The sequence below is a fragment of the Candidatus Competibacteraceae bacterium genome (genome assembly GCA_016713505.1).
Lineage (GTDB): Bacteria > Pseudomonadota > Gammaproteobacteria > Competibacterales > Competibacteraceae > Competibacter_A.
This window is the reverse complement of record JADJPA010000001.1, coordinates 1,396,107-1,409,240: the sequence shown is the minus strand read 5'-3', so window position 1 is coordinate 1,409,240 and position 13,134 is coordinate 1,396,107. Positions and strand designations below refer to the sequence as shown.

General features: G+C 55.8%; 17 protein-coding genes. 11 read left to right on the top strand and 6 right to left on the bottom strand.

The window, feature by feature from the left end:
• Positions 1-44: 44 nt before the first annotated feature.
• Both IPK09_06450 and IPK09_06445 read right to left on the bottom strand, forming a co-directional pair.
• Positions 45-635, bottom strand: coding sequence for a HupE/UreJ family protein (locus tag IPK09_06450; protein MBK7983258.1), 591 nt, complete (start codon positions 633-635; stop codon positions 45-47).
• Between the two features lie 122 nt (positions 636-757).
• The gene (locus IPK09_06445) at positions 758-1,210 is read right to left on the bottom strand and encodes a hypothetical protein (GenBank protein ID MBK7983257.1); all 453 of its coding nucleotides are present in this window, start codon (positions 1,208-1,210) and stop codon (positions 758-760) included.
• A gap of 155 nt (positions 1,211-1,365) precedes the next feature.
• Here IPK09_06445 and IPK09_06440 point away from each other — a divergent pair, with 155 nt between their 5' ends.
• Positions 1,366-2,094 carry a Crp/Fnr family transcriptional regulator gene (locus IPK09_06440; GenBank protein MBK7983256.1) on the top strand — a complete coding sequence of 243 codons (729 nt, stop codon included), beginning with the start codon at positions 1,366-1,368 and terminating at the stop codon, positions 2,092-2,094.
• Here IPK09_06440 and IPK09_06435 read toward each other — a convergent pair.
• Positions 2,072-2,341, bottom strand: a complete 270-nt coding sequence (locus IPK09_06435; protein ID MBK7983255.1) for a hypothetical protein — start codon at positions 2,339-2,341, stop codon at positions 2,072-2,074. The genes IPK09_06440 and IPK09_06435 overlap by 23 nt on opposite strands.
• 66 nt (positions 2,342-2,407) lie before the next feature.
• On the opposite strand from IPK09_06435, the gene IPK09_06430 reads away from it, so the two are divergent.
• The 9 genes from IPK09_06430 (at position 2,408) to IPK09_06390 (ending at position 11,261) form a co-directional block, all read left to right on the top strand.
• Complete coding sequence (locus IPK09_06430) at positions 2,408-3,571, top strand: hydrogenase small subunit (GenBank protein MBK7983254.1); 1,164 nt, start codon at positions 2,408-2,410, stop codon at positions 3,569-3,571.
• A gap of 10 nt (positions 3,572-3,581) precedes the next feature.
• Entirely contained in the window at positions 3,582-4,670 is a 1,089-nt protein-coding gene (gene hybA, locus IPK09_06425) for a hydrogenase 2 operon protein HybA (GenBank protein MBK7983253.1), read from the top strand.
• Positions 4,667-5,848: a Ni/Fe-hydrogenase cytochrome b subunit gene (hybB, locus tag IPK09_06420; protein MBK7983252.1), complete on the top strand. Its 1,182-nt coding sequence runs from the start codon at positions 4,667-4,669 to the stop codon at positions 5,846-5,848. The genes hybA and hybB overlap by 4 nt, the downstream gene beginning before the upstream one ends.
• The gene (locus IPK09_06415) at positions 5,845-7,551 is read left to right on the top strand and encodes a nickel-dependent hydrogenase large subunit (GenBank protein MBK7983251.1); all 1,707 of its coding nucleotides are present in this window, start codon (positions 5,845-5,847) and stop codon (positions 7,549-7,551) included. Before hybB ends, IPK09_06415 begins: the two co-directional genes overlap by 4 nt.
• Positions 7,552-8,022 (top strand): HyaD/HybD family hydrogenase maturation endopeptidase, encoded by a 471-nt coding sequence (locus IPK09_06410; protein MBK7983250.1) that lies wholly within the window; start codon positions 7,552-7,554, stop codon positions 8,020-8,022.
• Positions 8,023-8,411: 389 nt separating this feature from the next.
• Complete coding sequence (locus IPK09_06405; protein ID MBK7983249.1) at positions 8,412-9,728, top strand: hypothetical protein; 1,317 nt, start codon at positions 8,412-8,414, stop codon at positions 9,726-9,728.
• 455 nt (positions 9,729-10,183) lie between these two features.
• Positions 10,184-10,573 carry a hypothetical protein gene (locus tag IPK09_06400; GenBank protein ID MBK7983248.1) on the top strand — a complete coding sequence of 130 codons (390 nt, stop codon included), beginning with the start codon at positions 10,184-10,186 and terminating at the stop codon, positions 10,571-10,573.
• A 171-nt stretch (positions 10,574-10,744) separates the two neighbouring features.
• Entirely contained in the window at positions 10,745-11,017 is a 273-nt protein-coding gene (locus IPK09_06395) for a BrnT family toxin (protein ID MBK7983247.1), read from the top strand.
• 7 nt (positions 11,018-11,024) lie between these two features.
• Positions 11,025-11,261, top strand: a complete 237-nt coding sequence (locus IPK09_06390; protein ID MBK7983246.1) for a hypothetical protein — start codon at positions 11,025-11,027, stop codon at positions 11,259-11,261.
• 9 nt (positions 11,262-11,270) lie between these two features.
• On the opposite strand, the gene IPK09_06385 is transcribed toward IPK09_06390, so the two are convergent.
• Positions 11,271-11,660, bottom strand: a complete 390-nt coding sequence (locus IPK09_06385; GenBank protein MBK7983245.1) for a type II toxin-antitoxin system VapC family toxin — start codon at positions 11,658-11,660, stop codon at positions 11,271-11,273.
• Positions 11,657-11,920: an AbrB/MazE/SpoVT family DNA-binding domain-containing protein gene (locus IPK09_06380; GenBank protein ID MBK7983244.1), complete on the bottom strand. Its 264-nt coding sequence runs from the start codon at positions 11,918-11,920 to the stop codon at positions 11,657-11,659. Before IPK09_06380 ends, IPK09_06385 begins: the two co-directional genes overlap by 4 nt.
• 516 nt (positions 11,921-12,436) lie before the next feature.
• Between IPK09_06380 and IPK09_06375 the strand changes: the two genes are divergently transcribed.
• The gene (locus IPK09_06375; protein ID MBK7983243.1) at positions 12,437-12,640 is read left to right on the top strand and encodes a hypothetical protein; all 204 of its coding nucleotides are present in this window, start codon (positions 12,437-12,439) and stop codon (positions 12,638-12,640) included.
• Between the two features lie 212 nt (positions 12,641-12,852).
• On the opposite strand, the gene IPK09_06370 is transcribed toward IPK09_06375, so the two are convergent.
• Entirely contained in the window at positions 12,853-13,113 is a 261-nt protein-coding gene (locus IPK09_06370) for a hypothetical protein (protein MBK7983242.1), read from the bottom strand.
• Between the last annotated feature and the right edge of the window lie 21 nt (positions 13,114-13,134).

Genomic DNA, 13,134 nt, shown 5'->3' with positions numbered 1-13,134 from the left:
TAATCCCTCTCCACGCCGGCGGGAGCCGATGAAATAAGTCGCAATCACCCGACCAGCAACAGTGCGCCGCCGGCCGCGATGGCCGCGCCGCTGAGGCGCAACCACCGCGCCGCCGCACCGCGCCAGGCCAGCAGGCCGAGGCCGACGCCCGCGCCGTGCAACAGCGCGGTCGCCAACAAGAAGCCCAGGCTGTACCACAGCGCGCTCGATTCAACCGCCATTTCCGCCCCGTGCGCGTAGCCGTGGAAAACGGCGAACACCCCGGCCAGCGTCATGCTGGCCATCAGCGGCAAGCGCGAAGCCAGCGCGACTAAAACGCCTAGCACCAGCACCGAACCGGCGATGCCGGTTTCCACCAACGGCAACCGAACGCCGAGAAAGCCGAATGCGCCGCCGATAGCCATCGTCAGCACGAAGGTCAGAGGCACCGACCAGAGCGCCCGCCCGCTCAGTTGCGTGGCCCACAAACCGACCGCAACCATCGCTAAAACGTGATCCAGGCCACCGATGGGATGGATGAATCCCGTCGCGAAATCCATGTGAGGCAGTCCGAAAGTGTGAGCCTGAGCGACGCCGCTGGCGACCAGCAGCGCTAGAGCGAACGAGCCGCGATAGCCGAAAGAAAGTGGCTGCATGAATGCATCTCCTAACGAAGGTGACGATGAGGCGAGTGTAGGGTTATGAGCGGACTCAAGATATTTTATATTTTGTATCGCGCGCCAGCGTTGAGGCGTTAAAAGCGACGCTCGAACCCGCGTCAATCCTTGAGGGTGGCGAGAAACGAAATCAGTTCGGCCCGTTCCTTCTCGTCCGGCAAACCCAACAGCGTTTTCTTGGTGCCGGGCAGGAATTTATCGGGCGCGGTCAAATACTCGTGCAATTCCCGTTCGGTCCAGACGCCGCCGGCTTCCAGCAAGGCGCGGGAATAGCCGTAACCCTTTACCCTGCCTTTCGGAGCGCCGACGATGCCCCAAAGATTAGGTGCGGAGCGCATCGGACCATTTTTTTCGATGCTGTGACAGACCACGCACTGGCCGGCGGGGGTATCCAAGCCAGCGGGCTTAGCCGCGTAGCGATAAGTTTGATCGGTGGAAGCGGGACCGACCAACGTGAAAAAGCCGCCGACGGGATCGATGACCCACAAAACGCCCACGAAAATCAAAAAGGAAACCGCGATCGCCAGAATCGGTCGCAACAGCGCCTGCGGCATGGGTCGTCCTCCTTCAGCAATTACTGAACTATAGTTGTCTCTATCACTATAACTATAGTCCTAAAATTCACAGCCATTTTGTAAGCCCAATCGGATGGAGCGACGAGCGAACACATCAATTCGATAACGTGAAAGCGAGCAGGAGGGCGTTGACGGTGGAGCGACGCAGATCGATACCCGGCGCCAGTTGTTTTGAATGCGAATGGCGCGAGCAGACTGAATGGCGCGTGCTGGCCGATGACGAGATCAGGTTGCTCACCCAGGCCAAGAAATGTCGGCTGTATCAGACCGGCGAACCAATTTTTTCAGCGGGCGAACCGAGTCACGGAATTTATTGCATCGTCTCGGGTACGGTCGCGATCCGCAAGGTCGATGACGGCGGCAACGCCGTGCTGGTCCAGCTCGGCTATCCGGGCGACACCTTGGGTTATCGGGGTTTGTTGCTGGGCGAGAATCGCCGGCATAACGCCGAAGCGCTGGGGCCTGGCAAGGTGTGTTTCATCGACAAGCACGTCGTGAGGACGCTGCTCGATAAAAATCCCGCCTTGGGTTTGGAGTTCGTGCGGCGGGTCGCCGCCGATCTCGACGACGCGCACGCCAAACTGGTCCAAAACGCCACGTTTTCCAACCGGACTAAGTTCGTGCATCTGCTGTCGGTGTTGATGGATCGCCACGGCCGCGCTGGAGCTGACGGCAGCCGGGTGATGCAGTTGCCGCTGTCGCGCCGCGATCTGGCCTCGATGATCGGCGCGCGTCACGAAACCCTGTCGCGGATCATCAGCCGGCTTGAGGAAGACGGCATCGCCCGGTTCTCCGGTCGGACCGTCCATGTCGCGCAGCCCGATTCCCTGCTCGACGAAATCAGGCCGTCGCTGTTGGGTTGAGTGCGTCGGTTGTCGCGTCCTGTTGGGCCGGCGGCGCGGCAAAGATCGTCAGCTTCAGTTCCATGTCGCTTAAGTTTTGGTAAACCGGACGTTTGCCGGAAAGCGCCTCGCTGCGCTTCAAGATCAGCCGGACGCCCGCGCCCCGCTTGTCCATCAGTTGGTTTTTGCCGAACAGCGGGTCTTCGACCGGATAGTACTGGGCGAAATTCGATTGTAAGAAAAATTCCAGAGGAAAATTGACGATCATCAAAGTGCCCCCGCAACGCCCGGCTAACTTTTGAATGTTAGCTTCGGTAGCGGGGGGCGCGCGTTCATGCATGATGTCAACGATCTCGATCTCGATGCTTACGAGATCACCAATCCCGATGGTTACGAGGGGGCGCTGGGCGGGCTGACCCGCCGCCAGTTCCTGAAATACTGCACCGGCGTCGCGGCGACCTTGGGCCTGTCGGCGCTGATGGGCATCCGCATCGCGGAGGCGGCCACCGCCAAGGCGAGGCCGCCGGTGATCTGGCTGTCGGCCCAGGAATGCACCGGCTGCACCGAATCGCTGCTGCGCGCGTATCACCCCAGCCTCGAAGCGCTGATCCTCGACATGATCTCCCTCGATTATCACGAGGCCCTGTGCGCGGGAGCCGGCCATCAGGCCGAGGCGTACAAAGCCAAGTCGATCAAGGAGAACTGGGGCAAGTTCGTGTTGGTGGTGGACGGTTCGATTCCTACCAGGGACGGTGGGATTTACTGCATGGTCGCCGGCAAGCCGATTTTGGAGGCGGTCAAGGAAGCGGCGGAAGGCGCGGCGGCGATCATCGGCATCGGCTCGTGCGCCTCGTGGGGTGGGATTCCGTCGAGCGATCCCAACCCCACCCACGCCAAGCCGGTGCATGAGGTCTTGCCGGGCAAGACCGTCATCAACATCCCCGGTTGTCCGCCCAACCCCTACAACTTCCTCTCGACCGTGCTTTATTTATTAACCTTCGGCAAGCCGCCGGCGCTGGACACCAAGAACCGGCCCAAATTCGCCTACGGTCGACTGATCCACGAAAACTGCGAACGGCGACCACACTTCGACGCCGGGCGCTTTGCCCTGGAGTTCGGCGACTACGGCCATCGCCAGGGTTTTTGTCTTTACAAGCTCGGCTGCAAAGGGCCGGAGACCTACGCCAATTGCCCGTCCATCGGCTTCGGCGATGTCGGCGAGGGCAACTGGCCGGTGGGTACGGGTCATCCCTGCTTCGGCTGCACCGAGCAAGGCATCGGTTTCACCAAGCCGATCCACGCGCTGGCCACCGTGCATACCTACGCGCCGCCGACCGCGTTCCCGGCGGTGGATTCGCTGAAAGGCGAGGGGATCAGCGCCGGGGCCGCCGCCGTGATCGGCGGGGTCGCCGGTTTGGCGGTCGGCGCGGGCGCGATGGCCTTGCGCGGCATGGACGGCAAGTCGAAAACCGACGCCGATTCGGGCGAGCAATCCTGAGAGGTGCGCCATGAGCCTGAGCCGCCGACAATTTTTGCAAGGCGCGGCCGGGGCGGTCGCCACCGCCGCCGCGTCGGTCGCGGACGCCGCCGCGCCGTTCGCGCCGCGCGAAAACAAACCGTTGCCGCCCAAAGCCATCGGAATGCTGTATGACTCGACCCAGTGCATCGGTTGTAAAGCCTGCGTCAGCGCCTGCAAGGACGCCAACGGGATGCCGGTCGAGCAGCCGCAAGCCCTGGCCGGTTGGAACGAAGGCACCTGGGATACCGCCGAGGATCTGTCCGGTAAGACCTTGAACGTGATCCGCGTCTATCAAAACGGCACGATGGCGCAAAAAGACCGCGAAGTGAACGGCTACGCCTTCGTCAAACGGCATTGCCTGCATTGTCTCGACCCGTCCTGCGTGTCGGTGTGTCCGGTCAGCGCGATGCAAAAAAATCCGATTACCGGCATCGTCACTCACGATCCCGACGCCTGTATCGGCTGTCGCTATTGCGTGCTGGGCTGTCCGTTTAACGTTCCGCACTACCAGTTCGACGATGCCTTGGGTCAAATTTCTAAATGCCAGTTTTGCCATCATCTGTTGAAGGATAACCCCCTGTTTTCCGAGGCGATGGCGGGAACGGCGCACGCCGGCAGCGCCTCAGCCACCGAACTGTGGAAAAACAGTCGAATTCCGGCCTGTTGCGATGTGTGTCCGACCGGCGCGTCGCTGTTCGGTTGGGTTGAGGATTTGCAAAAGGAAGCCGAACAGCGTCTGGCGCTCAAGCCGGGCGAGGTATACGACTTTCCGCGTGGCTTGTTGGGCGGCGACCGCGCCCCCAACGCCGCGCCGGTTGGTGCATACAAACCGCACATCTACGGCGAAAAGGAATCTGGCGGGACGCAAGTGCGCTATTTGACTGGCGTGCCGCACGAAAATCTGGGCTTGCCGATATTGCCCGATCATTCCTCGGCCGCCGTGACGGAAGGCGTCCAGCATACGATTTATAAAGGCATGATCGCACCGCTGGCTCTATTCGGCGGCTTGGTGATGCTGGCCCGCCGCAGCGTCAAGAAAGACGACGAAGGTAAAAACGAGGAGGATCGGCCGACATGAGCGCCGTCGTTCACCGGCCGCTCGGCGGCAAAGTGGTCACCAAGCCTTTTCTGATTCTCGGCCTGTTCGTGTTGATTTCGGCCTATTTCATCGCCCGGCGCTTTCTGTTCGGGATGGGCGACGTGTCTAACATGAACAACGGTTTTCCCATCGGCACCTGGGTGGTGTTGGATGTGGTGATCGGTACCGCCTTCGGCTGCGGCGGCTTCGCCATGGCCTTGCTGATCTACATTTTCAACCGCAACGCCTATCACCCGCTGATGCGTCCGGCCCTGCTCGGCGGAGTGTTCGGCTACACCCTGGGCGGTCTGGCGGTGATGATCGATTTAGGTCGCTACTGGCACGCCTTCCACCTGCTGATGCCTTGGTACGCCCAGCCCAACTCGGTGATTCTGGAGGTGGGCTTGTGCGTTATGGCCTACGTCACCGTGTTGTGGCTGGAATTTTGGCCCGCTTTTCTGGAGCGGATGCCGCTCGGTTTCAAACAGCGCTACGGCCTGGATAAATTGCAGGCGTTTTTGAAGCGCTACATGTACGTGCTGGTGGCGCTTGGCGTATTGCTGCCGACCATGCATCAATCCTCGCTCGGCACGGTGCTGCTGATTCTCGGCTACAAGCTGCCGCCGTTGTGGAACACGCCGTGGCTGCCCTTGCTGTTTTTGAGTTCGGCGCTGGCGATGGGCTACGGGGTGGTGATGCTGGAGGCGACGCTGGTCCATCGCGCTTTTAATACGCCGTCGGAAGTGAGGCTGTTCGCTCGGCTCTCGCGCGTCGCCGCCGGATTGTTAATCGGCTTTTCGGTGTTGCGCTGGACCGATCTGATGTATCGCGGCCAGCTCGGCGCGGCCGTCGCCGGCGATTTGAACGGCAATCTGTTTTTGATCGAGAGCGCGCTGTTCCTCGCGCCGGTGTTCGTGCTGCTGTCGGAGCGCCGTTGGAGCCAGCGCTGGCAGTTTATTGGGGCGGTGTGCATTTTGGCCGCCGGTTCGCTGTATCGTATTGATTCCTATTTGATTACTCTGCAACCCGGCAACGGTTGGACGTATTTCCCGTCCGCGCCGGAACTGCTGATCACCATCGGCATCGTCTGTCTGGAAATCATGCTCTATCTGCTGTTCATCAAGACCCTGCCGGTGCTGCATGGCGGTGCCGTTGAAGCTTATGGGAGGCCGTCATGACCCGAATCACCATCGATCCCATCACCCGCATCGAAGGCCACTTGCGCATCGACTGCGAGGTGGACAACGGCAAGGTTACCAATGCGTGGTCGTCGGGGCAGATGTGGCGCGGCATCGAGATCATCCTCAAGGACCGCGACCCGCGCGACGCCTGGATTTTCGCCCAGCGCATCTGCGGGGTATGCACCACCGTGCACGCCATTGTATCGGTGCGGGCGATTGAAAACGCCTTGGCTTTAGAGGTGCCGCTCAACGCCCAATACATCCGCAACATGATCGTCGCGGCGCACGGCATCCACGATCACATCGTCCATTTTTACCAACTGGCGGCGCTCGATTGGGTCGATATCGTATCCGCCTTGTCCGGCAGCCCCGAAGGCGCGGCCAAGCTCGGCGCGAGCTTGGCCGACTACCGGCGCAACGGCGTCCAGGAAATCCGCCAGATTCAAGAGAAGTTGAAAGCCTTCGTCGGCACCGGCCAGTTGGGGGTGTTCGCCAGCGGCTACTGGGGCCATCCGGCGATGAAATTGCCGCCCGATGTGAATCTGCTGGCCGCGACCCATTATTTGCAGGCGCTCGAATACCAGCGGATCGCCAATCGGATCGTCGCCATTCTCGGCTCGAAAACGCCGCACATTCAAAATCTTGCGGTCGGTGGAGTCGCCAATCCGATCAATCCCGACAGTCAATCCACGCTGACCTTGGAGCGGTTGTTCGCCATCAAGGCCGAGATCGACAAGCTGGGCGAGTTCATCAATCAAGCGATGATCCCCGATGTGGCCGCCGTCGGCGCGCTGTACGCCGATTGGACCCAGTACGGCGCGGGCGTCACCGATTATCTGTCGGTGCCCGATCTGCCGCTGGACACCAAGGGCACTCGCTTTGAACTGCCCGGCGGCTTCATCGCCAAGGGCGATCTGGCAAGCTTCAAGCCGATCACCAGCTATCAAGACGCTTTTTTCCGCGACGGGGTCAAGGAAAGCGTCAAACATGCCTGGTACCAATACAAGGGCGGCGATGGCGCGCGCCACCCCTACGACGGCCAGACCCATCCCCATCACACCGATTTTCAGGACAACGGCAAATATTCCTGGGTCAAGGCCCCGACCTTTTACGAAAAACGGGTGCAAGTTGGGCCGTTGGCCAACGTGCTGGGCATGGTCGCCGCCGGCCACGAACCGACCAAGCGCCACCTCAACCGGGTGCTCGACATCGCCAGCACGGTGGCCGGCAGCAAGATTCCGGTCGAGGCGCTGCATTCGACCATCGGCCGGATCGCCGCGCGGGCGGTGCGCTGCGCGGTGCTGCTCGAATCGCTGCAAAATCAATGGCAATTGTTGGTCGATAATATCGCCAAGGGCGATTTCGATACCTTTAACCGGCCGGTGTTTCCCAAGGGCGAGATTCGCGGTTTCGGCTATCACGAAGCGCCGCGCGGGGTGCTGTCGCATTGGGCGGTGATCGAAAACGGCAAGATCAAGAACTATCAAGCGGTGGTGCCGAGCACTTGGAACGCCGGCCCGCGCGACGACAACGACGCGCCGGGTCCGTATGAGGCGTCGTTGTTCGACAATCCGGTCGCCAACGCGGAATTGCCGTTGGAGGTGCTGCGCACGGTGCATTCCTTCGATCCGTGCTTGGCCTGCGCGATTCATTTGGCCGATTCCAAGCGACGGCCCATCGTGCAGGTCAAGGCGATCTGAATGCGGGTGGTGGTGCTGGGCCTCGGTAATATCCTGCTGCGCGATGAAGGGGTCGGGGTAAGGGTCATCGAGGCTTTGGCCGAGCGTTATGTCTTGCCGCCGGAGGTCGAGGTGGTCGATGGCGGCACCGCCGGCATGGAGTTGTTGAACGTCATCGCCGGTTGCGACCATTTGGTGATTTGCGATGCGGTGAAGGACGATGCGCCGCCAGGGACGGTGATCAAACTTACTAACGCCGAAGTTCCCGCCCTGTTTCAAACCCGCTTTTCTCCCCATCAACTCGGTTTGGCCGATGTGCTGGCGACGTTGACGCTGAGCGATGAAGCGCCGCGCGCCGTCACGCTAATCGGCGTCGTGCCATTGGATCTGGAGTTGGGGATTGAGTTGTCGCCCGAAGTCAGGGCAGCGGTCGGAAAGGCCGTTGAAAAAGTGGCAGGGGAGTTGCGGGGGCTGGGTTTTTGCTTGTGTTGAGAGACTTGGCGGGGATTGTTGCGCTGATTGAGGTGTGGAGTAGAATTTAGATGCTGCTTTTCGAAGTGGGGAGCGGTTTGCGATTGAGGATCTGCGGCCCATAAAATTTATTGGAATGAGCTGCTTATCCTTGGTGCGGCAAGAAATTTCGTGGATAGGCGGAAACTATATAATCACTTGTTGTCGCGGACGCTTCGCGCCCGCGACAACGGGGCGGCGGATAAGCATCCGCGGCTTGCGCGGCGCGAAGCGCCGCACAACCACGCGGATCAAGCCGACTTCAGGCGAAAAAGCCTGCAGCTTTCTCGCCCTCGCGGCTTATCCGCCGCCCCATTAGGCGTCTTAAAGCCGAAGCCAAAACTACGAGTTATATTTACGGAGAGAACCGCGTGAATCATCGGACTGAGGACGTCTTCGGCGTCAAGAGTACGTTAGTTAAGTCATACATTGAGCGCGACGTCGTGGATGCTAGATTTAAGGCAGCGCTAGACAGTAACAACGAAGTAGTAGTTTATGGATCATCTAAGCAAGGAAAGACTTCGCTGATTCTTAAGCACCTTTCAGAAGAAGATTATGTGAAGGTCGAATGCTCTCCACAAACACAGCCAGTCGATATATACAAATCAATCCTTCGCCAGTTAAACATCCGTTATATTGAGTCTGAAACCTTTGAAGAAGGTAGTGAGCACGGCGGAAAGATCAGTGCGGGATTTAAAGTAAAAATCCCCTTTCTGGGCGGGACCGACGTAAGCGCTGAATTGAACGATAAGGGCTCAAAATCGACCGAAAGAGTTGAACAATACGTCGAATATAATCTTTCCCTTGCCCAGGATCTTTCGGAACTACTCAAAACTAACAGTTGTGACAAATTCATTATTCTAGAGAACTTTCATTACCTTTCGATCGAGGTGCAAGAGTCCCTCGCTTACGATCTCAGAATATTCCAAGATCACCATATCGTTTTCATAGTTCTAGGCATCTGGCGTGAAGCTAATAGACTTGCACAATTTAACGGAGATCTCCTCGACAGAATTACCGAGGTGCCTGTCGAGCCATGGGAAGAGAACGACTTCCGACGACTAATAAATGTAGGCGAAAAATTGTTAAATGTTTCTTTTTCTGCCATTCGAGACAAACTTATCGAGGATTCATTCGACAGCGTCGGGGTAGTCCAAGAAATATGTAAACTATGCTGCCTAAATGCTGGTGTAGTGGAAACCGCTAATAGCTGCGTTGAAATCACAGAACAACATTTGAAGGATGCACTAGCGCAAAAGGCCAAGGAGTATGGCGCACGACATATCAGAAACTTTGAGTCATTTGTGGACATTCGAGTCCGGACGAGTACTCAAAGCGGGAAGCCTTCCCTCGCCTACCCTTATTATTTTATTAGACTGCTACTAACCCATGCGTTTGATGACATCCAAAAAGGACTATCACGAGCCGTGCTGCTAGAAGAAATTCGGAACATCCACCACCGACCGGACGACGTGAGATCAAGCGATCTAGGGGCATTCCTCCACAATATCACCCAGCACCAAATCAGCAAAAAGATACAACCGCCATTCGTGGACTACGATCGTGGAGGTAAGGTAATGAAGATTATCGATTCGTCCCTGTATTTCTTTCTTAAAAATTGCGACAGAGAAGAAATTCTGGAGGATATTCCAAACCCAGTTAATGATCTGGAAGACCCGCTTGAGTAATATGCCCAAATTCAACTTTGATGTGCTACAACCATGGTTACTTTCTGCTCCGTGATCCGCACAGGATGGCATTGCTCAGCACTCCGTAGTATGCTGGGATTAACGGGTTGTCGAAAGGTGGGCAAACATAGCATGTCTTATTTTTCCTTTCCCGTCAGCTTGTGTGGATTCAATCTACAAGTGCAACAAAATACAAAATTCCTATTCTAATTCCAGTCGCCTAACAGTTAGTTGCAGCGGACGCCCAAAAGCTTCGCTTTTGGGTTCCCTCGCTGCGCTCGGCGCCGCTGAACTAAGACGTTATGCCACAATCTGACGACCCTCACTCACTATACGTTCCGCTCTTTGAGTCGCTGGATGCCGTCGGCTTTGGCGAACACGAGAACCCTCATCACTTCAACACAGGAACACTGTTCTGGTCTCTTACACGGTTGTTTGGCTGCTACGAGCGAATCATGTCGGTCATCGACCTTAAACGAGAGGAACGTCCATTCTTGGATGCTGACGTTGAAAGCTTCATCATTCGGTTTCGTATCGTGCTGAATGATATTGCCTACGTCATTTGGCAGCTTCTGCCCAAAAACACGAGAGGGCTAAAAGGCCCACGTGGCGGCACGCATCCACGGAACCGCGAAATGTCAGTTTTCTTGCTGACTGAGTATTTGACGGCTAATGCATCAACCTATTCCGAATTGACGACTGCGTTCTCCGATGCCACGCCTTGGATCACTCGCCTAAGAAATGACCGAGACAACGTTATTCACTACAAATCAAAGGTAGTTATTTTCGAGGGTGAATATTCCAAATTTATTGAGAAAACACATATTATCTGCATTGCCTATTGATGCCAAGTCAGTAAAAAATTGATGGTTTTTGACAGGAAAAATAAGAGGAGCGAGCTTGTAATGGTTGGGTGAGTCAGGTTGCTATTTTTTTAGCCGCGTAGCGCATAGGTTGAATTGCCATCGTTTTGGCAACCCAACATTTAAAATCGGTTTAGCAGTCGTTGGGTAGTTATGAGCTTTCTGTGGGATACGAAAAAGGCTGCGGCAAACCACCGCAAGCACGGTGTCAGCTTTGAAGAAGCATCTAGCGCATTGCGCGATACTTTTTCTGCTACTGCGCACGATCCTGATCATTCGGAAGATGAAGACCGTTTTGTGACATTTGGCGTTTCCTCGCGGGGCCGTTTGCTTGCTGTATCTCATACGGAGCACGGAAATTCGATTCGAATCATATCCGCACGATTAGCAACAAATGCTGAGAGGCAAATTTATGAAGAAGGTTAAGTCAGAAATGGCGGACGAGCTTCGCCCTGAATATAAAAGGTCTGATTTTGGGGAAATTGTGCGTGGCAAATACGCGAATCGCATCAAAGAAGAAAGCAATGTTGTCCTCCTTGAACCAGATATTGCGCAAGCTTTCCCAAACGACGAAGCTGTCAACAAAGCACTTCGGTATCTACTAGAGATAGCCGAAGCTTCAAACCGCCTAACAAGGCACTCCAGCCGACCGGCTGACGCCGGCGGCTGAGCTTGGTCGTCAGGGTTTTTGAACAGCGCGTTTCGAAAGATCTTTTGATTTCTTAATGAACTCGCCGTCAAACGTTTTGAGTGTGGGGATACTTTGGCTTAGAGCCAGATGAAATGCATCTGTAAAATCTAATCCTTGTTCATGCCAGTTTATGGCTTGAGCGATGATGTAATTATTAGATAGTTTTACGTTGGGTAGGCCAAATAACTTTCGAAAAGCACTACCGACTTCAATAGGCTCAAACTCATATGCAAAACGCAGGACCCATTCTGTTTCCAGAATGACGGTATCGGATATATAAATTTCCTCGGCTTCAAACAGCTTGCGGCAGATGTGGTATTGCTTCGTATCGTCCTTGGTTAAAAGGCGGACGATGATGTTGGTGTCAATCGCTATCACGCCAAACTTTCCTTACCGCTTGCTTTATTGCGTCCTGAATGTTTTCGTCCATTTTTTAGGGCCGCTATAGAGTGCAGGCATCCAGCGACGTCATCAATGGTGGTTTGCTCGAAAGCGGCTTTAGGTTTCAGTAATATATCGCCATCAAATTCAATTACTTGCAGTTCGAGGCCAGTATCCCAGCGATGAGATTCTCTAATATGTTTCGGTATGATCACTTGGCCTTTACTGGACAGTTTAGTCGTTTCTACTGGTGCCACCTCCGCCGGTAAGATCAAAGTAAGATTATGGGGCTGCACTCGATCCGTCAATATCAGGCTGGCCTAATAAATGCATTTCCTCAAAGGCAAGAAAGCTGGTTGATAGGGGTAGCAGAGAAGAGGGGTCTACAGTCGAAATATCCGAGGAAAGACTCGTACTCGCTAATCGAACTCGATTTCAAGCTTGACATCTTCAAAGCTTGCTGATCCAGAATCGCAAAAAATATTGCAACGCAGCATCTTTTATGGTAAGCTATATCCCAATCCAGTGGCACTATTGGGGTTTGAGCGCAAGTTTTTGTTTTCGAGTTTGGCAATCAGCCCTCTAGTGCAAAGCTAAATTGCTCTATTCATGAGCATTCGGGCGTGGTCCTCACGCTGGGAGGCGGCGCTTGCAAGGCGACAGTCTCATGGGTGATCCCCGGAGCCGTCCAAAAAAGAGCTTTTAACACTTAAAGAAAAGAGGGCGTGCGTGGTCTGCGTTCCGAGCGACGGGGTTTCCACGACGTAGCGATCATGAAAGACCTAGTTAAACTCGTAGCATTCGCCGTTCTGGTTATCGCGCTGGCCCCGTTCGCGGGTTTTTGGATCGTCGCCCTGGTCGGCGCGGGGTTGTTGGCGCTGCCGCTCGCGGCGGTGATCTCCAAGTTCTGCCCGAATATATGGCGGCATCTGGAAGACGTGTTGGCTAGTAAAACGCATTTTGTGACCCTGCGCTGACGGCCAGCACAGCCTAAAAAAGCCCGGCCGGAAACGGTTCAAAAAGGGCTAAGGTCGAGCCTGCCGAACTTCAGGGACGCGAGAGCTTGTCAGGACGATGGTTCAAGGCGCTCGCGTGGAAGCGCGCCGCCCACGCTTGATCGAGGGCGGATTAAAAACGGGGGATGTCCTGACAACATTCCCCGTTTTTTGCTGTAACAACGATCACTTTTCTATTTTTGTTTCCAACCACCGCCATCCTGAACGAAGACAAGCCGATCAGGAACGGCGTTTATCGCGGCTTTGAAAACGTCTTTGCCGCTGATGGTGACCGTCACCTGAGATTCGTCGGTCAGGAAAAGCACGGTGCCCACGGGGCTGGAAACGAGTTCCATACAGCCGCTGGCTTTGACCGGTACGCCGCTCACACCCTTTCCGTCAGCGCCGAGCAATTCGACGACGAATTTTTTGTAGCCATAAAGTAAGCTCCTCAATTTTAAAGCGTTAGAAAAGTC

Coding starts and splice junctions, on each gene's coding strand:
- IPK09_06450 (MBK7983258.1), bottom strand. CDS start 635: ATGCAGCCACTTTCTTTCGGCTATCGCGGCTCGTTCGCTCTAGCGCTG.
- IPK09_06445 (MBK7983257.1), bottom strand. CDS start 1,210: ATGCCGCAGGCGCTGTTGCGACCGATTCTGGCGATCGCGGTTTCCTTT.
- IPK09_06435 (MBK7983255.1), bottom strand. CDS start 2,341: ATGATCGTCAATTTTCCTCTGGAATTTTTCTTACAATCGAATTTCGCC.
- IPK09_06430 (MBK7983254.1), top strand. CDS start 2,408: ATGCATGATGTCAACGATCTCGATCTCGATGCTTACGAGATCACCAAT.
- hybA (MBK7983253.1), top strand. CDS start 3,582: ATGAGCCTGAGCCGCCGACAATTTTTGCAAGGCGCGGCCGGGGCGGTC.
- hybB (MBK7983252.1), top strand. CDS start 4,667: ATGAGCGCCGTCGTTCACCGGCCGCTCGGCGGCAAAGTGGTCACCAAG.
- IPK09_06415 (MBK7983251.1), top strand. CDS start 5,845: ATGACCCGAATCACCATCGATCCCATCACCCGCATCGAAGGCCACTTG.
- IPK09_06410 (MBK7983250.1), top strand. CDS start 7,552: ATGCGGGTGGTGGTGCTGGGCCTCGGTAATATCCTGCTGCGCGATGAA.
- IPK09_06400 (MBK7983248.1), top strand. CDS start 10,184: ATGTCGGTCATCGACCTTAAACGAGAGGAACGTCCATTCTTGGATGCT.
- IPK09_06395 (MBK7983247.1), top strand. CDS start 10,745: ATGAGCTTTCTGTGGGATACGAAAAAGGCTGCGGCAAACCACCGCAAG.
- IPK09_06390 (MBK7983246.1), top strand. CDS start 11,025: ATGGCGGACGAGCTTCGCCCTGAATATAAAAGGTCTGATTTTGGGGAA.
- IPK09_06375 (MBK7983243.1), top strand. CDS start 12,437: ATGAAAGACCTAGTTAAACTCGTAGCATTCGCCGTTCTGGTTATCGCG.